Source organism: Paenibacillus provencensis (assembly GCF_042678545.1).
Taxonomy (GTDB): Bacteria; Bacillota; Bacilli; order Paenibacillales; family Paenibacillaceae; genus Paenibacillus; species Paenibacillus provencensis.
Genome location: NZ_JBHTKX010000008.1, coordinates 88,899 through 110,460, shown reverse-complemented (window position 1 = coordinate 110,460; position 21,562 = coordinate 88,899). Strand labels below are relative to the sequence as shown.

At 37.3% G+C, this 21,562-nt stretch carries 19 protein-coding genes; 14 read left to right on the top strand and 5 right to left on the bottom strand.

The genetic code is table 11. The annotated features are described in order from the left end of the window. Positions 1-335 precede the first annotated feature (335 nt). From ACFQ3J_RS24765 to ACFQ3J_RS24740, 6 genes are all read left to right on the top strand, one after another. Entirely contained in the window at positions 336-722 is a 387-nt protein-coding gene (locus ACFQ3J_RS24765) for a hypothetical protein (RefSeq protein WP_090727524.1), read from the top strand. Between the two features lie 319 nt (positions 723-1,041). After that, complete coding sequence (locus tag ACFQ3J_RS24760; protein WP_090727526.1) at positions 1,042-1,509, top strand: hypothetical protein; 468 nt, start codon at positions 1,042-1,044, stop codon at positions 1,507-1,509. A 199-nt stretch (positions 1,510-1,708) separates the two neighbouring features. Further along, complete coding sequence (locus ACFQ3J_RS24755; protein WP_170862567.1) at positions 1,709-1,867, top strand: hypothetical protein; 159 nt, start codon at positions 1,709-1,711, stop codon at positions 1,865-1,867. 991 nt (positions 1,868-2,858) lie between these two features. Next, positions 2,859-3,536: a hypothetical protein gene (locus tag ACFQ3J_RS24750; RefSeq protein WP_090727527.1), complete on the top strand. Its 678-nt coding sequence runs from the start codon at positions 2,859-2,861 to the stop codon at positions 3,534-3,536. Between the two features lie 215 nt (positions 3,537-3,751). Beyond that, positions 3,752-4,018, top strand: a complete 267-nt coding sequence (locus tag ACFQ3J_RS24745; RefSeq protein WP_090727528.1) for a DUF7662 domain-containing protein — start codon at positions 3,752-3,754, stop codon at positions 4,016-4,018. Positions 4,019-4,080: 62 nt separating this feature from the next. Then, positions 4,081-4,617, top strand: a complete 537-nt coding sequence (locus ACFQ3J_RS24740; RefSeq protein WP_090727529.1) for a DUF3841 domain-containing protein — start codon at positions 4,081-4,083, stop codon at positions 4,615-4,617. Between the two features lie 145 nt (positions 4,618-4,762). On the opposite strand, the gene ACFQ3J_RS24735 is transcribed toward ACFQ3J_RS24740, so the two are convergent. After that, positions 4,763-5,830, bottom strand: a complete 1,068-nt coding sequence (locus tag ACFQ3J_RS24735; protein ID WP_090727530.1) for a PDZ domain-containing protein — start codon at positions 5,828-5,830, stop codon at positions 4,763-4,765. Positions 5,831-6,553: 723 nt separating this feature from the next. Here ACFQ3J_RS24735 and ACFQ3J_RS24730 point away from each other — a divergent pair. From ACFQ3J_RS24730 to ACFQ3J_RS24720, 3 genes are all read left to right on the top strand, one after another. After that, complete coding sequence (locus tag ACFQ3J_RS24730; protein ID WP_090727534.1) at positions 6,554-7,570, top strand: hypothetical protein; 1,017 nt, start codon at positions 6,554-6,556, stop codon at positions 7,568-7,570. Between the two features lie 752 nt (positions 7,571-8,322). After that, positions 8,323-8,988, top strand: a complete 666-nt coding sequence (locus ACFQ3J_RS24725) for a hypothetical protein (RefSeq protein WP_090727537.1) — start codon at positions 8,323-8,325, stop codon at positions 8,986-8,988. Between the two features lie 374 nt (positions 8,989-9,362). Continuing rightward, a complete protein-coding gene (locus tag ACFQ3J_RS24720; RefSeq protein WP_090727539.1) occupies positions 9,363-9,764 on the top strand; it encodes a hypothetical protein in 402 nt (133 codons plus the stop codon). A 1,094-nt stretch (positions 9,765-10,858) separates the two neighbouring features. On the opposite strand, the gene ACFQ3J_RS24715 is transcribed toward ACFQ3J_RS24720, so the two are convergent. Next, positions 10,859-11,272: a hypothetical protein gene (locus tag ACFQ3J_RS24715; protein WP_090727542.1), complete on the bottom strand. Its 414-nt coding sequence runs from the start codon at positions 11,270-11,272 to the stop codon at positions 10,859-10,861. 586 nt (positions 11,273-11,858) lie between these two features. Between ACFQ3J_RS24715 and ACFQ3J_RS24710 the strand changes: the two genes are divergently transcribed. Beyond that, entirely contained in the window at positions 11,859-13,241 is a 1,383-nt protein-coding gene (locus tag ACFQ3J_RS24710) for a helix-turn-helix domain-containing protein (RefSeq protein WP_090727543.1), read from the top strand. A 74-nt stretch (positions 13,242-13,315) separates the two neighbouring features. Further along, positions 13,316-14,122 carry a hypothetical protein gene (locus tag ACFQ3J_RS24705; RefSeq protein ID WP_143042159.1) on the top strand — a complete coding sequence of 269 codons (807 nt, stop codon included), beginning with the start codon at positions 13,316-13,318 and terminating at the stop codon, positions 14,120-14,122. A 60-nt stretch (positions 14,123-14,182) separates the two neighbouring features. Here the strand turns inward: ACFQ3J_RS24705 and ACFQ3J_RS24700 are convergent, their stop codons facing one another. From ACFQ3J_RS24700 to ACFQ3J_RS24690, 3 genes are all read right to left on the bottom strand, one after another. Further along, on the bottom strand, positions 14,183-15,064 hold the full coding sequence (locus ACFQ3J_RS24700) for an IS3 family transposase (protein WP_090727547.1): 882 nt from the start codon (positions 15,062-15,064) through the stop codon (positions 14,183-14,185). After that, positions 14,986-15,330 carry a helix-turn-helix domain-containing protein gene (locus ACFQ3J_RS24695; protein ID WP_090727549.1) on the bottom strand — a complete coding sequence of 115 codons (345 nt, stop codon included), beginning with the start codon at positions 15,328-15,330 and terminating at the stop codon, positions 14,986-14,988. Before ACFQ3J_RS24695 ends, ACFQ3J_RS24700 begins: the two co-directional genes overlap by 79 nt. A gap of 100 nt (positions 15,331-15,430) precedes the next feature. After that, positions 15,431-15,784: a hypothetical protein gene (locus ACFQ3J_RS24690; RefSeq protein ID WP_090727551.1), complete on the bottom strand. Its 354-nt coding sequence runs from the start codon at positions 15,782-15,784 to the stop codon at positions 15,431-15,433. A 544-nt stretch (positions 15,785-16,328) separates the two neighbouring features. Here ACFQ3J_RS24690 and ACFQ3J_RS24685 point away from each other — a divergent pair. From ACFQ3J_RS24685 to ACFQ3J_RS24675, 3 genes are all read left to right on the top strand, one after another. Beyond that, positions 16,329-17,102: a hypothetical protein gene (locus tag ACFQ3J_RS24685; RefSeq protein WP_090727552.1), complete on the top strand. Its 774-nt coding sequence runs from the start codon at positions 16,329-16,331 to the stop codon at positions 17,100-17,102. 207 nt (positions 17,103-17,309) lie between these two features. After that, positions 17,310-18,086: a thermonuclease family protein gene (locus ACFQ3J_RS24680; RefSeq protein WP_251584332.1), complete on the top strand. Its 777-nt coding sequence runs from the start codon at positions 17,310-17,312 to the stop codon at positions 18,084-18,086. Positions 18,087-18,386: 300 nt separating this feature from the next. Beyond that, on the top strand, positions 18,387-21,539 hold the full coding sequence (locus ACFQ3J_RS24675) for a TraM recognition domain-containing protein (RefSeq protein WP_090727554.1): 3,153 nt from the start codon (positions 18,387-18,389) through the stop codon (positions 21,537-21,539). The last annotated feature ends 23 nt before the right edge of the window (positions 21,540-21,562 follow it).

Here is a 21,562-nt window from a genome sequence, read left to right as displayed (position 1 = left end):
TGTTGAGGCGAATATGAATATATATAACAAGAAATAAACATTTAAATATAAAACTGAATACATTAATAAATAGTAATATGAATATGAATATATGATGTTACATAAGAGTTTTCTGATAAAAGTTTTCATTTCTGTACTGTACAGCATCAAGAATCTGTAATATGATTTTCCATATACCTTGATCTTAACCATAATTAATTATTACTCTCCCGCAGACGCAGGAGAGCATTCTAAGCATCTTTGTGAAACATTGGGGACGTATGTTTTGTCCATCAATGGTTCATTAAAGATGCTTTTTTATTTTTGCAAAACTCAAAAAAGAAGGAGAAATAATCTTGATTACAAAAACTAAACAAAGCACATCAAAAGAAATTAGAGGTAGTCAATGGGAAGTAAAATACGTTACAGATCTCAGCATTCAATTTAATTCTAAAAATGTGGATTATGAGTACTGGTATCGTATATGCACGGATTCCTTTCAAAGTTCCATTCTGGATGGGGAACTGCAGGACATTGAAATGTTCGATAGGATACTTTTAGGACTAGAATCTTGCGAGCATACTTCTCTAAATATGCAGCAATTGCAACGATTACTGATATCACTAGGGACATCCAAACATCAGTATCGAAATGCAGAAAACTTTGAACTATACCGAGCAACGGAAACCTGTGAAAATGAATTGAAAGCCATCATTTACAAAACAATGCTCAATAATAATTGATGGTATTTCCAACGAAGTCCTTTCCTGATAAAATAGCATCATACCTTACTATTTAAACAAAACTTACTTTCCCGCACGCGCGAGAAAGCATTCTCACGAAACAATGCACCTGGCAAAGGTGAACTGAGGCTTAATTACACACTATAAGTGTGTCTTAAACTTTGGACCTTTGCCAGGTGCTATTTGTTTTGCGCCTATATACCAAAGAAATCTTGATGGGATCAAAATAAAAAAAGGGAGGTGCTCTCTTGTAATAACTTCACTCTATTCAGTAGCGGGTCATATCCTGCAATCTTTATTAAACGGAGGCCAAGTATATATGATAGAACATGTAAAATACACACATTGCGATAAATTGTTGCATACAGCTGAGGAAATTGAAAAAAATGAAAGTATCCTTTGCCACCAAACAGGAATCAAAAAGAAGGGAAGTTATGACTGTTTCTATGCACTTGCTTATAAGCTTCGTAATCAATCACAGATCCCTCACAAATACTTCGAAATAGAGTCCTTACTTCTTTACAACGTCTCACTGAGTTCGGATCCCAATAGATATCAGGAATATGCTGTCTATAAAAGAGCAGAAGATGACAGTTACACAAAAGTAGAATCTATAACTGTGAACGGTCCTTCGAGTGTTTCCAATTTGGCGAGGATCTTGATGAGTATCAATAAACAGCCAATATCTAATTTTGTAGATCAAATCAAAGCTTATGATGATATGCTAACAGGACATGAATTCGAGATCTTCAAACAACGTTTTGCAGATTTCGAAGCTGCATACTAAAGAAGAAATTTTGAATGACATTAGAGAAGGAGGCATATCACCACAAAGCAGGGGGTTAGTAAATTGAGCATGATAAATTTTAAATTTAACGAATGGTTTTGTAGAAATTAATATTTGGTGGTTCATTAAAAGGAGTTATGTACTCATTCGATTACCGACCACCAAAGTTCATTTTATTATTTAATAGGGGATGATTACGTTGTCAATGTATCAAAGAAGATTAGACGCAATTATGGAGAATCATGACTGCAATACGTCAGAAGCTATTGAAATAATGAAGTTTGAATTTGCTCACGATGAATTGCCACTTGAAGACGAGATTGATCTAATCATGCGTGGCCCTGAAGAAGATGACTAAACACAATTATTATTTTGTGCGGCAGATCATCGAAGTTAAATGTGTAGTAGCTAACTAACAAAACAGATGGGAATGCATTATATAAGACTAACTTAATAAATTTATCAAACGCAATATCTAATTTAATCAAATAAACACTTCATCATGAAAATTATTAACTTGTAGATTTAGATTCTTAATATACTAAACGATCGGGTAAAATACAAACATATGATAGCCATATGATTTGATACTCAAAATCTCAATAGAATTGGATAAGGATTTTTCATATATGTGAGTTAATGAGAAGAGGCCGAGTCAACGAAAGTGACTCGACCTCCTCTATCCGTTAATGCGCATTTTTCGTCCTACAACCCAATAGGAGAAAAGAAAAGGATAACCCTTAACTAAATTATATAAGGGACAATAATAACCCGCAAATTTTTGAGCAATATATTTTATGCCTGTTCAAACAGCTGTTTAGGGATATCAATAATTTTGGACTATCTTCAAAATAATCACTTGCACCTTGCGAAGATAAAAATAAAGACAAAGATATTCATCCACTACTTTAAGAATTGATTAGTGGTATGGCAAGTGTCTTAGTTCTCATAAAAATATGGAAATATATGATTCTCCTTATTCTCTCTCCAGCAAGTGCATAGGAGAGCGTTCTATTCATTAGAAACACCTGACAAGGTCCTAAAGAAAATCAACACTATCAGTGTGTCTTTCTTTGGAAACTTGTCAGGTGTTTTTGTTTACACCTGAAACACAGATTATAAAAAAGGAGGCGATTTGTGTGATGCCTAATTAAGATCCAATGGAAATTATAATGATATGATTTAAGTAATGTGAAGCAGCTGATAACTGCTGTTACCGTAACCTATAGGTGAGGAGTCAATAAGAGAAAAACTCTACTTTATGGACTGAGACAACAATGAACAAATCGTGTGTTAGATATACGAGCAAGATTAATTAACCGCATATTGGTTAAGAGGGGCACCAGACAATGAATGCTGGCAGTCTCTCTTTTTATTTTCTTTCAACGAGGAGTGGTAAAGTGTTAGGAGCAAAGATTAATTACAAAAAAGCGATATCATATTTAACGAAGGATCTTCATGTTGAGTGGGTTCATAATCCTTTCTTAGATCGAATGTCCTTGACTCACTACACATCGGCAGCAATAAAAAATGAAGGGAAGATTGAAATCTATGGCGAGATGTATACCATAGATGAAATGGAGAAACTTTCAACTGAGACCGAGGGGAGAATATCAGAATTTACTTTTGGACCAGGAGGTAGCGAAGGGTACATTCTATTGTTAAAAATGGAATCCTGCCAAATATTGAAGGCAAAGACATTTGACCGTAACACATTTGAATTGTTCATGAATTGGGTGAATGCGTTGGAATCTTCTAATTACGAGGAAAATTACAGAAAGCTTTACGAAGCGGTTCCGGTAGGAAGTATTTTATATGTTGTGGATCTCAAGGCATCTGAGAAAAGAATATTACCCTACCGTCTAGAAAGATACGATCCACCCACTTCAGATGAATATCCCTTCCGTCTGGTAGATGTGAGTCCCGGAAGTTCTGGCACATACCTCTTATCCAAAGGGTGGGAGTCGTGGTCTAATATCTTTTATCGTATTGAAGATGCAATAGCATTTTTGAATAATAACAATTAGACGTAAATGAAGGCAGCCGTTAGTACGATGTAAAGCTCATAAATCAATTGTAATCGACAGATGAGTAATTAAGACGATGAGTAATTAACATGGATGATTAAAATCCTTTAGATTTGCTTTCAATCACAATACTGAATCACATATCTCCAATTACTAGATGAATTTTCACCCTACATGGTAATATACAGTAATCACCGAAAGGAGATATGATACAAATGTTTAAATTTGAAAATATATCTAGAGTTCTTCAATTAACAGACAACAATCAAGCGACATTAAAGATTGAACATTTAAATGAATTAGTAAAAGAAATAGATCCTGACGGCTTTCCAAATTCTGCGTATGATAAAAGTTGGAGGACTTGGTGGAGCAACAATAAATCGTCCCCCAAAAGACAATGTCACGCCTGGTTAAGTGTTGGATGGCAGACAGACGTATCAAAGAGTAAGCAAGGAGAATATATTACGTTCATAAGAGAATAGACGCTTAACAATAATCTAATTAAACTATATGTTTATAGAAAACCGGAAGGGAAAGCAGTTAGATGATTTATTGGAGTATGCAAACAATAGAAGCCTGGGAAGCAGCTCAATCTATAGGCTATTTAGAAGGTGAACCAGAGCGAGCGATGTTTCCTGATCCTTATGTATGGATGATACAACAAATGCATAAGAGATTGCCCAACTATAAAGGTGAGTATCCCATATGGCTATGGCCGAAGAAGCCCGACATGAGGAGTACTGGTCACTTCATCGGTGGAACGAAATGTGTAAGATTAACTTTGGATATTGATGAGAAAGATGTTCTTATTTCTGACTTCGATGGATGGCATATGGTGTTAAATAATTTTTTTAACTCAGATAATGAAAAAGAAGCTGAAGATTTTGATAATGGAAAACTAAGTACTACATTAGAAGAAAGCTGGGAACGAATTTTTGAGTTTGATAGGAATGTTGATACTAAATGGGCTGGAAATGGTGAATGGAGACAAGGAACAACAGGACGTATTTACTTGGATAAAGTGAAAAAGGTAGAACACTTTGTAACTCGAAAATCTGCAGATGAAAGTCGCATGAAATGAATGTAAGCAGGAGTTGAAAACAGCTGAGGGCAAAAGAGCCGATATCTTGTTAATAGGGGATATATAATCAAGGTCATTCAATCTAAATCAATGTAAATCAGATGAGAGGCGGGCACGCAATTTGCCCGCTTATTTTCACTTTCATCTAAGTTTCTGTCAGATATTTGATTGCCTCAGAAATATTTCGTACACCAATTAGTTCTATGTCACCAATTGAGAAAGCCTTTCGTACTTCTTCTATTTGCGCCTCTTGAAATTTCGGATAAAAGAAAACATCAGCATTCTCATTTACTGCCGTAAGGACTTTTAAATCAAGGTTCCCGATAGGCTTTATATCTCCGCCTCGTGTAATCCCGCCAGTGCCTGCGATTATCCTACCCTTAGACAAGTCAACGCTAGGCTCGAGCTTCTGGATAAGACCGAGTGTAAGAATAAATCCTCCAGATTCTCCTATATAAGTTCGATCAAGTTGTATCACATCATCATCATTCAGACCATCAAATGTGAATTGATGTTTCAAATATACTCCTAATGTTGCACGGCCACTACTGTCCATTTCTTTTATCTCAATAGGGATTCTAATAATATTGCCTTTCCGCTGCACCTTAACGGTTACGGTATCACCGATATGAAATGATTTAAGAAAAAAGTATATATCATCTGTAGATTCGATAGGCTCACCGTTCAATTCTATAATTTCGTCTCCAACTTGTAGCGGAACTCCAGTTTGAAACTTTTCGGGATGATGAATTACGATAGGTCGCGATATTTTTTCTTCCCATTCTATTTTATGATAGACCATAGCAGCCTTAATAATATCGTGTTTCATAAAGGGAACTAACTTCTTTCCAAGAATATTGAGATCGTTTTTAGTAAAATCAGTCACTGTATCTGATGAAGAAAAATGACTATTAGTATTTCTCAATTCATACCCATTGAGATTCAGTGCAAAACGGTTCCATCGTGTTGTTACCTCCACCTCTCTTACGTAGGTCATATGCAAGTTAGTTTTCAAGGAGATATTTTTTACCTTGGAGATCGGCTCTGCATTTATGAAGTCATCAATTTTAACAATATGACCTGGAGCGATCCAAGTCTCTGGTGAGGGGAGTGGTCGTTGAAGATACCACATAAAACCCACGGCAATCAATAGACACACGTTTATTATAGTCATTATTCTCACCATTCGTTTTCTTCGATTATATCGTTCCATCGTTCACCCCGTATTTAAGCGCCTGCTCCGATTATATATATAAACAGTTATGTAACCGATCAAAGAATCTACTAGTGTTGTAATTTTTTATCCAGTTAAATGGTACAATAATTCCACATATTGTGCATTAACCTAATTACCTAGCTCCGACCCCAGGATACGGACAATTCCAAACCCTGCATTTACTCGAAACTATGAATAAAGAAAATGATAGCCCATTATGAAAGGAATAGAAATGGTAATATACCTATCGATGTTTTTCTTGATACTTTGGATATAATGATTGAGTCAGGGGTTGACCTAACAAAAAAGAATAATCATGGTGAGACTTTGATTTCAAAGATTGAATCAATGGTTGATTCAGAGGATATCCTCCACCAGATTGAGGAACACATAGCTAAATACCAATATTAGCGAAATGCTTCGTGTCGCTCTTTCATGAAGATAATTGATATCATGTCTAGTCTTCATTAAGCTAGAAGGAAAGGTTAGTAAACAGCAAGAAGTAGTCTGCCGGTAGGCAGCTGCTTCTTTTTAATTTGGGTCGGGAACTTTGTTTCAACACGATCGTAAGTCACAGTCAAAAGTTCTTGTCCTGAGCCAGGTTACATACAGTTGAGATCGTGTCTTTATGATCTGATAACGGTTCTTGTTTTTTAAATTACGGTTCGTTTAAGATATAATAAATTCCATATCATATCAAATGAGAAAAGAGGCTTTCTTATGACCTCGATTATTGGTGATTATAATAATCGTCAAGAGGAGCTTAAAAAAACGCTCGAATTGATGTTAGAACATTTTGAAATGCTACCAGATGCCCCATACCAAGTTTTCAGGATAGAGGCTGAAATTCGCGATTACGAGTTACGGAAAGAACGCTTAAACCGTAAGTTCTCTTATCTATCTTGTAATCTTTGTAAGCAACCGATTTATGACGAAGACACCCCTGTAACTCTCGGCAGCAATGGTCACTTTCAAATATGTCCGCGTTGCATTAAAACAATTAATCAGGTGAAGGGGACTACAGAACTTGAGGAACAGTTTGGAATTACAAGCCCGGGAACTCTTAAACAAGATTGTAATGGTCCACTCCAACCACTGCAGGAAGTAGGGCTTGTGAGGAAATCAGAGAAATGCTGGCTGGTACATGAGATTGTTGGTGTCATCTTTTACCGTGTTGGACGAAAAAAACATAACGTAATGAATTCGTGGATCGATGAATTAATTAATCAGCTAGAGGTGCTGAGGAAACAGAAAAAGCTGCTGGAAGATCTACGACCATTTCCTGAATCCCATTCTCAGTTGTTTAGTCTCGAAGCACAAATCCAAGATCTACAAACAAAGGTGGATCGAGTTCAAGGGGGGAGACTGCCGTATCGTTGTTCCCAATGTGGAGTGTGGTTAAAAGAACTAGGTAAGCCCACATTCTTTGGTACGTATACGATATGCTCTAAATGTAAGGAAATCGTTACTAATGTAATGACAACCTCTGAGGCTGAGAAGAAGCATGGCCTCCCACTAGGTACAATTCGACGAGATAATGCCAGGGGACTTTTTGACCGTTATAAAGAAAGTGGTTTATTTCGACTATCAGGTAATATTTGGCTACTACATGACGTGGTAGTGCTGGATAAGTACAAAGAACTGAAAAGTGCGGAGTCTAGCCATAGCCCCAAAAATGATATTTCAGCTGATCTATTACAGAGGTCTGCTTCAATATTTAATAGATTGAATAAATGAGATAATTAAGAGAATATCAGTCTTCACTCGTTAGTTATCGCCATTGTCTGGTCTATAATAAGAACGAACTTATTCATCTTATAGAGGGAGTGATGGGGATGAACTACCGCCCGTTATCAATGCAGTCTTGCTGGAGGAGATTGCTGCTCGCTTAGATGATTCTAATCCAAATATGGAGAATCCTATAAGTGACTTACGTTTAGCTTTTAAACCTGGTGAATCTACCGGTGATCAGTTTATTGCACTACTGCATAGAGCGGCCAAACTCGGATTAATTTCAGGGGTTAGCTTTGTGTACCGGTACGATGGGGTTCCAGACGATGCAGTATGGACAGGAGCGAGGCTCCTGCTTGCAGGTGAAAACCTTCTAAGGAGATCAAGTTGAAAACGGTGCCTCTACTCGATATGTAGAGGCACCGTTTTCATTTGATTAATTACAGATACACAGTAAACTGAATACTAAATTGAATATTTGATTAATCATTAATTTGATCATTAAAATGATCATTGAATTGATCATATTTCAACACAATTACTTTCCATGAACTGGCTTTGATGATAGAATAAAAACATACCTTTTCTTATTAATTTTTGTTCTCGCTTGGGCATGAGGACCATTCTAACCAAAATACACTTCAACAAGTGATCAAACATGTTTTTTGCATGCTTCCCCCAGTTGGGTTTGATCATTGGTTGAGGTGTATTTTTTATTGCCTCTATAACCAAAATTCATTGAAGGAGTGGAATTAACTATGGAAGCTATTACTTATGATTTTCAAGGTTTAACCATCATCAAAATCGGAAATTCTTTAGAACATCCTAGATCACAATGTAGTTTGGAAATACCTAAGGAATATTCATTTGCTAAGGAGAGAGGCATGTTCTCAGTTGCTGGTCAGGAAGGAGTTTTCTTTATCAACAATGGTTTTATTTATGATGGGTTTCATATTCAGTCTGACTTGAAACCGAACTCACAAGTTTATCAGATTTTATATAAAGAAGCGTATGATCGAAAATTGAATCAACTGAATTCTCTTCGCTATTCTAATGGTTTCGGGCCTGTACATAATTTGGTAGGCTTTAATGTTCGCAAGGTGTCAGACGAAAAACCTTATATCGGTCATCTTCTAACTCATGTAATCACTGAAGACCTTTTTGAGTTTCATGAATGGTTATGTGATCCTAAACTTGTTACCGGTATATATCAGATTACAAACACTTCAGAGATTTTCTTTATTGGATCCACAAGCATCAATTTCCTTGGAGATGAAAACCAACATCCGCTTCTCGATAGGTTAGAGAAGATGTTTCCGCAAAGAAGAACCTCATTTGATGATTTAGATGAAGGCCCATTTAGTGGAGCTTTCCGAAGTGATGAAGATTACATATCTTACCTCGATGCCAGTCTGTTGAGATGAAAAGAGAAAATAGAATTTACGAAATGAAAGAATTTAATGTAACTAATAGGGCAAGAACAAGGGAAATGCGGTGCCCTAATGATTGTAATATCGATCATTTGATTATTGTGGAGAAACACATCTTTGTATAGAGCAGGATGCACTGAATTTATATGTTCGAATGGATCTAGATGGGACTTATACAAACTTGCATGCAGATGGAGCACCTGGTGTAACTAATTCAGCACATGATCACGCTGATGGCGGATGTTGCAATGAACCATATTGCCCTGAATGCAGCGTTGAATGTAAGGAAATAAATGTAGAGGAGGGCCTCTAACTGGGCTGTCTATGCCACTATATGTGAATGGGGTCATGTTTTTCCGGCATCAGGAATGATCACTTACGTTGATGCCAAAAAAGTTTCTAGTGAAGTGCCGGGATATTGCTTCATTCGAGCTGGATTTAAGAAAAAAGGCATCATTAAGCGTAGAAAACTTCTGTTATTTCAACTACCCATTGCAAAGAATTATCTAGCTAAGAGAAAAGTTGAGACAATCAATTACTGCCAGCAGCAACTTCAAATAGCTTTGGATTCAGGAGAATTTTATGAAGCATTATGGTTCCAACAGCTCGCACAAAAACAATTTGAATGGCTCGAACATTTACAATCTATGATAAAAGTTGGCAGATTAACGGCATGGAAGGACTACTATCAGCATATGGAACTCTGGGAACTGGAAGAAATGATTAGCCACTATGAAGGACTTGGAGAGTTTGTAGAAGACTGGGATTGACTCTGATTAATTACGACCAGAGTCATTGCCCTGACTTTTTTATCAATACTTCTTTCTAGAGTGCTTTCATTTACAGAAAATAATCATCTGATATAATAAAGAAAATTGAATACATGAACGGGGAAGCACCTCGATATTGGCATATGCCAATGTTGGGTGCTTTTTTTGTTTCTACCGTACACATTATTAATTAGAAAGAGATCAGGGAATTTCACTGAATTAGGAATTATAGTAATGGTAAACAGTCGATGCTCCCGACCGTATATTCACTATGACATAGGAGTAAAAAAAGAGCATTATAAATCATAAGATAATTTTTTGGTACCCTACTGACTCAACAGGGTATATATATTTCTTAGAAGAAGGAGGGCGATTCTAATAGTCGTATCTATATCCGATGTGAAATCTCGATTCACATACCTTCGTAGTGGTAGTAATGAAATCGATTTTCTCAAAATCTATCTACAGTTACTTCAAAACGAGCTGAAATATTTGGTTGACTTCTATAATGAGATTAACAAAAACGATTATCTTAAACAGTATCATCATCTTGAGTCGTTAATAGATAAAGTGATTGAACCTGATGAAGTTAAGATGTTCCAACAACAAAGCGACATTCTTTTAAGACGTATATCAAACTGTTCTTCTGACGCGAAAGAAGATATTATAGTTGAAATTCGTTTAATTAAGAGGAGAATTAAAGAGCTCTCCAACAGAGTGACCGATAGTTGATTTTTAGGTCACCTTTGGGTCACCTCTTCTCTTCTGGCCGGAATTAGAAAAAGAATAATCCACTATAGATAGGTGAAATAATGATAAACTAAGAAGACTAGAAGATTTTATTAGGCATAGAAAAGCCGATTAGAATAGCGAATCAGTTTTTTTAATAATTCTTGGAGAGTCCTGCCTAATTAGAATCAAATATACATCGACCTGAAGAAGAAAGAAAATCTATCCTGCATAATTTGAAAAAAGTGATTCTAAGTAACTTTGGAAAATACAAGAAGCACCAAATCACTGCATGCGCAATGATATGGTGCTTCCAGTACATAATTAATGAAGTTATAGTAAGGATTAGTATCGAAGTGTATTAGTTATAGTAAAATGGGTAATTCGAATTCTGAGTATTTTCTTTCGAAGGTAGGGATGGTTAATCCCCAGTATTCTGGTGATTCACCATCATCAAGAATACAAACGATCGCATCCCAGAGAATACAAAACAACTCATTTATAGAAGAAGCCTTATTCACCAGCTTCGTATAGAGTGTGTATCCGCCATAATCCTCAATAATATTCATCATTTGATGTATGCTAAACAATGGATATGAATTGTTTTGGTTTTCAGCAAACTGAATACGGTTCCCGATTACGAATGTCATCACAGGACTCGGTTCGTTTAATGAATTGAGAAAGAAATAAGAATCGCCTTCCTCGGGATGCCAAATTGTTCTCAGAATGAATTTATATTCTTCAGGCAGCTGCATGATAGTTTGAATGGATACCTGCATTAGGCTTCACGCTCCTTTTATGTTGAGAAGTCTGTATGTGATCATTCTATTAGGTTATTCGAAGGTTTTCATCTTTCGAGAGGGTTAAAAGGATAGTCTCAATGAAGAGGCTGGAGCTATAAATGATTACTGTGCAGAGCTATATTATAAAATGCAACTAGACAGTTCCAATAAACTATTGGTAACATATCTTCCTCCGCGGATGCTATGAAAAATTCGAATCTCACTTCGGAGAAATTGTTGCTACATCCAGAACTATTGTTGGTAAGGTTCAGAAAGAGTACTGCATATTCAAAATCTTCATTTTTATTGAAAGTGCAATTATATCTATGAAGTGTGGATGTGTGATATTTCCTCCACCATGTATCTATTCAGAATAATTAAAATAATTAATTTTTATTCTCTCTTTCCTAGAAACTATCTTATACACACTTCAGTAGCTTCAGGGTATATTATCTATGAATAAAAGTCTGAGTGAAGGGGAATATATATATTTTGACATAATAGATTATAGTTTTTAATGTAGAGGGTATAATTATATTTTGACATTTGCTGTCTTTACTAATTTTTGGGGTGGAATGATGATATGTTCGAATACGATACAATCTTAGATCCAGAGATAATTGGTAAGAATATCAGAAGGATTCGAAAAAGCAAAAAAATCACCATTATTCAACTTTCTCAAGTCCTAGGTTATGCAACAGGAAAATTAAGTAACATCGAGAAGGGGAAAAGAGCGAAGTTCCCTTATGAGGAATTAGTGCAGATTGCAAATGCATTAAATGAACCCGTAGAAGTATTCTTAGCTGACGAATCAGATTCTTTTTCTGATGAGCTTGAAAGTTTGAAACAAGCAATAAGTTTTGCAAAACATAAACTAAGTGCAGGACTTCTTCATGGTTTAAATGAAACGCTGGATGAGTTGCAACAACGAGCTGAAAAAATACCTAATAATAAGATGCTTATTCACCTACATTTTGTATGGGCTGAATACTATCGCGACGTTTCTGACCTAGATTTAGCTCAGGATTACTATAGGGAAACGATCTCTGCAGCAGAAAGTTCGGACTGTGACATCGTCGAACTGAAAATGCGATCCTTTAATGGGTTAGCGTCTCTACTAGTAAAAGAACAGAAACTATTTGAGGCCATTGAAGTATTAAGGGAAGCCCTGAATTATGCAGACAAAAATACCGAAGTGTTAAGTCTTGATTATTCAAATGTGCATTTTAATCTAACGATTATCTATTTACACATAGGATACTTAGATCTTGCTCAGTACCACGTGCACTCATGCATGGAGATCACAAAAGGAAAAAACGAGCAGGCTTATTATCATGCATCGTATTTGCTGTCCATTACTTACTGGATTCGAGGTAGATATCAGAAAGCCAAAACACTTTTGCTTGATTCAATGAATTGGTTTCAACGACAAAAAGATCTAAGCAGTCTGTTTAATTCCTTGGAACTCATTTTTATTCTACACAAGGTTCGCCCAGGGATTTTATTCCAATATATGTTTTCAGACCTTAAAGAATTTTTTCAGTTGAATGTACCATCTAATATCATTCCGCAAAAACTAAAATGTTTATATCGTTTGATTGAAATAGAGATTAAGAACGATAATTATGAAGATGCTAGAGAAATGATTGAGACCTGCAAAAAATATATTGATATACATGGTATTCAGAATGGATTTAGAGCCTATGAATTGGACGCACTTCTTATATCAAAAACTACGCAGGACATATTTCAAGAGCAAGTGGCACTTGAGAAGGCGTTAGATTTCTTTAGCATAGAAGATAAATCACCGGAGAAAGCTGTTTTACTTTATAGGCTGGGAAGATTGAATTCTGTGAGAATGAATCCTCTTATTGATGAAGCATTAACCATCTTCGAGGAAACACATTCTGAAAAGAACTACCTTGAATGCTCGCTATTAACTATTTTACCTCAGCCGAGGTACTAAAATGCTTGCATAGTTATCTACTTTAAACCATCATATAAATTTTTGTTAAAATGGTTTAAGTAGATGAGGAAGGCGTGGGGAAAATGAAGTCTGTCATATCTAAATTTGTTAAAACAATTACTATACAAGAATATTTCTGCACTCTAAGTCCATTTCATAATAACGATAATTTTGAATCCATTGAGGGCTATTTCCAAAGTAGATCCATGAAGTCCCTTATCTTATCTAGATTAGACAAAAGGGCATCAGATAATAAACAGATCATTATTACTGATCATGCTTTACAAAGATGGAATGAGCGAGTAAGTAGTAGCCGGATGAATTTTTTTTGCTTGCAAGGAAAACTAAACTTACTTTTTAACCAATTCGGCCGAGTAGAACTTCAACCTAATGGTGTTGGCATTATTGATCGGGAGATCATTTTTACATATGAAAATGATGATGAGAACATTATAATCACAACATTTTACGGTCGGTTATCTCAAATCCATTCATTACATCATTTTGAGGCGTTGCGAAATTATAACGCATATTCATCTGAATTTCTTGATCTGGACCTAAGTCCTGAAAGCCTCAATACATTACCTGTTCCTCCAATTCCGTTTCAACGGATGATTTTTCGAGGTAATACATCGACATATCTTATAGAGAAATATACCGATGGATCAGTGGACTTTTTCGTACTAATTGTATTGGAAGGCGCGGATAGTGGATCGGTAAGAGAGTTTTACTCAAATCAACCCGGAGGGGTGAAACTTGAAAAGAGCGTACGTCGGGCTCTCCTTCTACTTGGGAATGAGGAGTTTGTATATCGATATGTGGAAATCCATCACCCACACGAGCTGCGCAAGCAATTGGATAGGCTAAATAACAGATTTTAAAAGAAAAAACACCTTGAGTTTTTTGGTCAAGACCCCATTTAGTGGACATTGAAAAAACACCTATCCAAACTGACGTCGATATTCTATCGGCGTCAGTTTGTTTAATTTACGCTGCGGCCGTCTTCGATTGTAAAAACGGATATATTTCTCGATTCGGCTTTGTGCCTCTAGCAGATTTCGTATATCATAAGGATAGAGTCCTTCCGTTTTGAGATGCGAGAAGAAACTCTCCATAGAGGCATTGTCTAGACAATTGCCCCGGCGAGACATGCTGATTTGGGCGCCAACCTTCGGCAGCATGTCGTGGTAGGCATGAGACGTGTACTGGAATCCTTGGTCGCTGTGAACGATCAATTCAGTCACGTTTTTTTGCTTGGAGAACGCTTTGGCAAATGTTTGAAGCACCAACTCATTGTCATTCCGCTGACTAAGTTCGTAAGCCACAATTTCGTTGTTGAATAGGTCTTTCACGGCTGAAAGATAGAGCCAGCGCTCGCCAACCCGATATTGAGTCACATCTGTCACCCACTTCTGGTTTGGTTTTTCGGCAGTGAACTTCCGCTGAAGCAGATTCTCAGCTACACGTTCGGCAGCCTTATAAGTCATGTTAAATCGACGTTTCTGGCGAATGCTCGCTCGAAGGCCAAGGTTTTGCATCAGGCGTAGCACCTTCTTGTGGTTCATCCAAACCCCTTCATCTTGCCACAAGAACAGTTGAACCTGTCGATATCCATACTTTCCTTCGTATCGTTGGTACACTTTGCGAATGAGTTGTTTAGCCTCGGCATCTCGATCTTCCCTTTTCCGCTTCAAATAGGCGTAGTAACCACTTTTAGAGACACCAAGAAGCTGACATTGTTCGACTACTTGGCCGATGTCCGCCGTTTGTTCGATGAGCTTGAATCGTTGTTCTTTTCCTCCCGCATCCAGATTTTCAAACACTTTTTTAGCATCGCATTTTCCCGTTTCAATTGTTGAACATATCGCTCCTGATCTATGTATTCCTTCCGCCTTCCACGTTGATCCAACAGACCAAATTCACCCTTTTCACGATATTTACGCATCCACCGCTTCATTCGACCCTCATCTTGAATTCCGAAATGGTCGTTGATTTGTCGATAGGTCCATTTCTCTTCTATGTGCAAACGAATGGCCTCCAACTTGAGTTCCTCAGAATATGTCCTAAACTTTTGACCTTTGATCGCCATACAAAAATGCACCCCCTAGAATTTCATCGGTTAAACCCAGGGGTTTTTCCAATGTCCATTCTAAGGGGTGCAGTTCATTTCCTCAATGGTGTTTTTTCTTTTAGTCGGCACGCCATACTTGTCTATTGCGCCCGCGACTTTGCTTCTTCTGTTTCTCTTCCTTTTTCTTGTAACCCAGGAAAGTGGCTAATTGATTCTTCTCCTGCAGCGTGATTTGAAGATCGTTAAAAAGAAGGCCTTCTAATTCCTCCCAAGCGCTTTGCAACGCTTTTACTTCTTTGTCTTTTTCCTCATTAAGTAATACTAGTTCCTCAATGGTGACTTTATTTTTATTTTTGGGGTTGAATTTAGAATAATCAATCGGATCTCGAGTCGAAACAATTTCTATGAGGTCGCGAAGAAGTTCTAACTTTCTTTTGTTATTTGAGTGCGCCTTTGTCTCAAGTTCATTCATTCTCAAGGAACACCCTCCCTTCTTAATGTCAAACAATGCGTTATTCTTGGAATGATTAATGCCTAGTTTTTATTCTGATTCATTAATCTTAATCTATGTAGCAGCTGACTCCTATACCTGCTTTACTTTATTGTACCTTGATTTTGTTACAACACTCAAATTTAAAACTATAGAACCCCTGCATCTTCACTCAACATTATAATGGGATGACAAATTCTAAATATAACTAGTAGAGACGGTAAACAAAGTGTTATAATTATTGTATACCTTTAACTTTCCTTTTAAATTACTTCCTGCATGCGCGAGGAAGCATTCTATTGTTAAATTCCCGATTAACCGATGAATAGGCTATTTCTATAGCATTACAAAAATTTGACCAAATGCATCTTTCTAGATGAAGAAGACACTTTTTTCGTGTCATATTCTCTGGGAAGGTGCTTTTTTTATTATAGATATTTAATGAGCGAAGGAGGTTTTAATTGATTTAACCAATGCAAAATAATTAATAGCTATGTACCGATATCATACTTAAGAGGTGGTTTATATGTTGAATAAAAGTAAACTTTATTCCCGAAGAAAGATGATTTTTAATGTTACTATTCCAGTACTTTTCTCTTTCGAGATGTTATTATCTTTTAGCGTAGTATTCTTCCTACTAAATACGAGCACAGCAAACCCTTTGTATAATAATTTTGTCTACTCTCTATTTAGTGCTGTTTTATGCCCGATAATATTACATGCTGCATATACTGTTCTATATATAATGTGTGGCAGATATTTTACCCGTAGTGTTAAAGACAATGAATGGAATTACATTAAAAGCAAAAATCTAATACATTATACTAATCATTTGTCTGGAGATGTTGTTAAGGAAAATAAGGTTACAGGAATTATTCAACTTCACGGCAATTCAAGTTTTCGCTCGAACTATTCGATGAAGCGAGGAGAAAGTGGAGATAAGTTTGTTTGGTTTCACCTCTGTGATGAAAGGAACGAAAACGAGCCTTATTTTCCTTCTTTTAAGAATGCACATTTGTTAGAGAATGGGCCTAGAACTTATAAAGTTATCATACCAGCATCCGAACTTCAAAGAGAAAATGTTTATATTCGTCCATGGGATAAAGCAATTGTTGTAAAAGGTAATTATGAAGGACGCGCATCGATTGAAACCTCTTTTAATTGGTTTGATGATCGCAAGTACTACAGGCATTGTATAGTACCGATTAATGCTTTCTTTTTAATGTTTTACGTAAGTTACAGACAGCTCACTGGCGCTGCTAAAGATAAGAAATTAAAATTAAATGCTGCAGTTGATTAAGTTCACAAACAGTAAGGGAATAGATTTTATTCTCTTACTGTTTTTTATTTGTTCCGAAGCAACGATGGTAAGAAGCAGACTACAAGTTATATTATTGGTGGTCTTGCGGGATTATCGTTAATTATCTTTTTAGGATCATTCTCAACCACTGAACATTCCCCAACCGCATCAACAGTACCTAATGTTGAGACTAATACAGTTGAACAAGTGAACAAAAATTCGGATCAAGCAACGACGGAAGTTGTTAGAACTTCTGAGGATGTAAGTGAAGAAGCTAAACCAAAAGAAACAACAGAAGTGAATACAAATGACAATTCTGAACCTATTGGCAGTGGAAGGCTTCCTGCTACTCTTATAGAAGTGATTGATGGAGATACACTTCATGTAGAGGTAGAAGGAAGAGAAGAGAAAGTACGATTGCTGCTTATCGACACACCAGAAACTGTACATCCACAAAAAGAAGTTCAGCCTTTCGGGAAAGACGCATCTAATTTCGTGAAGAAACAAACTAATAAAGGGGACATCGAACTAGAGCTCGATGTATCTGAACGTGATAAATACGGGAGACTACTGGCCTATGTATGGGTAAATGATAAGATGCTAAATGAACAGTTGTTAGAGTATGGTTTAGCACGTGTGGCATACATATATCCACCGAATACAAAGTATGTTGATCAGTTTGAGGAGATCCAAAAAACAGCGCAGAAAGCATCTAAAGGAATATGGAGTATAGAAAATTATGTCCAGGAGGAAGGGTTTGTTGAGCCAGAGCCTGAGATAAAAGCACCTGTCATCGTTAAGGAAGAACCTATAATCGAAGAAGAACCACAAGTAGAGGTTGTCGAAGAAGAGGTAGTTTCAAACGTTTACTATAAGAATTGTTCAGCAGTTAGGGCGGCTGGAGCTGATCCCATTTATGCAGGGGATCCAGGATATAGCACTCACTTAGATCGAGACGGGGACGGCGTCGGATGTGAGAAATAGAGACACATAATTTTGTTAATAGTAGTACAGCTCAGGTTTAGGAGAGCGGAACGACAGAGTAAAATGTAAAGCATAAGCCCAATGTTAATGTACTTATGATTCTGAGAATCTACAGAAACCTGTGCTTGTCTAGCCAACAAACTGTGAAGTATAATTAGTAAAAGTAAACTGAATACTCGAAACTGGAAGCACCAGTTACAGCGCAACAGCTGTATCTGGTGCTTCTTTTTTTGTTTTTAGGAGGGGGATAAATAAGATTTTCATTTATATTCAAGAAATATACAAAAAGGATGGTGACACATGGAAGAAACATCTTTCACCGACTCTAAAACCGCAGAGACCATGCCTCCGAGCTTGCGTTCGTTTACGAGAAAATGGTGGGTAGACAATCGTGAACGACTGGCTGAATGGTACCGTATTTATTTCCACACAATAGCGGTTACTATTCTCATCTTTGTTAACCTTTGGTTAGGATACTCGTCATTCTTAATATTTTTCGCTCAGTGGTTTAATGTTGATTCAGGTCCGATTGGATTCTTTAATCTATTTTTAGAAAATCCTAATGGACCTTATGTTTCCCTGCTAGAATTCTTTTATGTTCCGTTGCATCACAATCTCGCACTTTGGATTATCGTTGTGCTCAATCTTCCATTATTGACTTGGTTGTACTCGACGACTACGCAGCCAATTATGAAGGGCTATGACACATGGATTAGCTGGACATCGAGGCGTGGGCGCAAAGGAGCTGCTATTTTATCGGGGATACCTTTTATACTTACATTTTGTTCTATTTTTGCGTGGTACGTCAGACAATATTTGTTTGATTTCTTTACAACAGTTCAGTCCGATAAGGACTACCTAGTCGTGAGATCAATGGAAAGCTTCGGCTATGTTCTTATGTGTGTACCGGTTTTCATATCATTATTCTCGGTGTATCTAATTGCGAAAGAATTTTATCGTAATGAAGACGTGCAAGACATGTTTTATAAGTGGGAGTTCGGATTACTCGCAAGCCAATCGTTTACTCTTCGTGGTAAAACATGTGACGTCATTGTCGGTTGGGAAAAAGATACGAACAAACCCATTGTTCTAAGTGAAAACTCCCGGTATCTTCACGAATTGATTGTAGGTGCTACAGGCACAGGTAAAACATCCACGTCTATTCTCATTCGTATTACTCAGGATTTGATCAGGATAGCACGCGGAAGACGTATGGGTATTGTCGTATTAGAACCAAAGGGTGATTTGATCAGAGATGTTCAGAAACTCTGTAAGCAGCTTGGAATTCCTGCCCATAAAATCAAAATTGTTGACCCGACAGACCTTGTTCGCTCCATCAAATTTAATCCGTTCGTTGGTCCACTAGAGGCAGCTGCTGAAACATTCCGAGGTGTGCTTGATGCACTTGCCGGAGATCAGGATGAGTTTTTTAAAGGACAACAAAATGAGACAGCAAGCTTATACACTATGCTGGGTAAAATCCGTTATGGAAATTTGTTTTCCATTGTTCAGATGCAGCAGATGTATAGCGACCCTAGATATCTTGCGAATATGACGGAACAGGTTAGAGCAGCAATTGATAAAGAATTAATGACAGCAGATTTAGATCCTGATAAGAAATCTGATCTTGAACGTTATGATCGTATAGTTTCTTATTTTGAGAATGACATATTGGATTACAAGACTTATCGCGAGAAAGACGGTTCAGTTCATCCAGTCGTTTATCAATCTGGGCATAAGTATGAAGGATACCAAGTCGTTGAGAACAAGAAGGATAAGTTCGTAACCGGAGCTAAAAAATACCTAAACGACATTGTCATGAATACAATGCTTTCACAGTTAATGGTAGCCAACGAAGGAGAGCAAGCGCTTGATATCGATAAGTTTCTGGAAGAAGGCGGTGTTCTCCTTGTAAACACAGCTCTAGGCGAATTGGAAGAATTGAGTTTATCGTTCGGTCAATTTTTTATCCGACAATTTCAGTCCAGCGTCTTCCGTCGACCACCAGATGAGAGTGGTATTAAAAGATGTCCTATTTTCTTCAACATTGACGAATTCCCGCTCTATATAAACGAGGCATTTGTCCGCTTACTTACACTTGGACGTTCATTTAAGGTCGGGACACTAATTGCTATCCAGTCTCTGGGCCAGTTGAAGGTAGTTAAGCAAGGTTTTGACAACACAGTCATGAACTCTGCTCGTAATAAAACGGTGTTTGGTGGTGGAGAATTCGAAGATAACGAAAGATTTTCAAAACATTTCGGAGAAGAACCACAGGTAGAAGAGTCTATGAATGAATCGACCACACCGGTAAGTATGCCTAACCAATCCTGGGGCATGCGTTACAATACACAACGTAAACTTGCTGCTCGCTTCTCTCCGACAGATATCAAAGAGCAGGAGTTCAAACATTTCATTGTCGATTTAGTTGATGGAGATGGTAGTGTCCGCTCTCCGATTATGTCTTATGGTAAGTTTATTAATGAAACGAAATTCATAAAAAAGTTTGTTAATATAGGTCAAATCGAATTTGAAACGAAGAATCACAAACCGATTGCCGTAACGGCTCACATGCTTTCACACATGAATTTACTTAGACCTTTATTCAATGATACGAATGCTGGTGAGCAGGGACCAAGGCAAATGGTGCAAGAATCGGCAAGTGAGACAATAGAGAAAACGGATGTTGAAATGCTTCCAACCTCTCCTGCCGAGCAGCAGCAGATTGTAGCTGCGCCTTTAAATCCAGCTCCTGTACCTGTCAGCACTACAACTTCGGCAGGGCTTCAAAATGTCGAAAGGAATGAATCCTTGCCTTTGACTGGAACTGAACATCATAGTGTGTCAAACTATGTGTCTAAGTCTAATTATGAGGAATCTCCCATCGAAGTTGAGCTTCATCCTATTGAGGATGATGAAGAACATTCCAGCACAAAAGTATCACTTACTCCTGAAGAGGAGGCTGAATACAGCTTTTTTACAGATAATACGATGGAAAGAGAGAGAGAATCCTTTGAACAAGATGTCGTGGCAGATGTGAGTAAGGAGGACGGAAGCGAAAGTAATAATTCTGATGGCACCGGATTGCCTGCAGAAATGGAAAAATCCTTAAACACTCTCTTTGATCAACTTGATGTGAATCAGACTGTTACAGAAGAGCATAATTCTCTTCTCCCAGCTGATGAAACATCAACAGATGGATGGACTCTAGAAGATATTGAAATAGATAGCTCTAAACAGGTGGCGGTATTGCTGCCAACTTCCCCTGGTGAAGTAGCCGCTCCTTCTGATCAGATTGAGGAATCTTCTGATGAGCCACAAAAAGTTCCGCCAGTAGATCCTGAGATTTTCGACCTTGTTGCCCCTGATAAAAGAGGAAACCGGCAAACTCAACAGGAAATAGCACTCACAAAATTTGCTCAACTGGCGGATACTGAGGTCGATGATGATTAATAGTTGACAAGTTTCCCCATGAG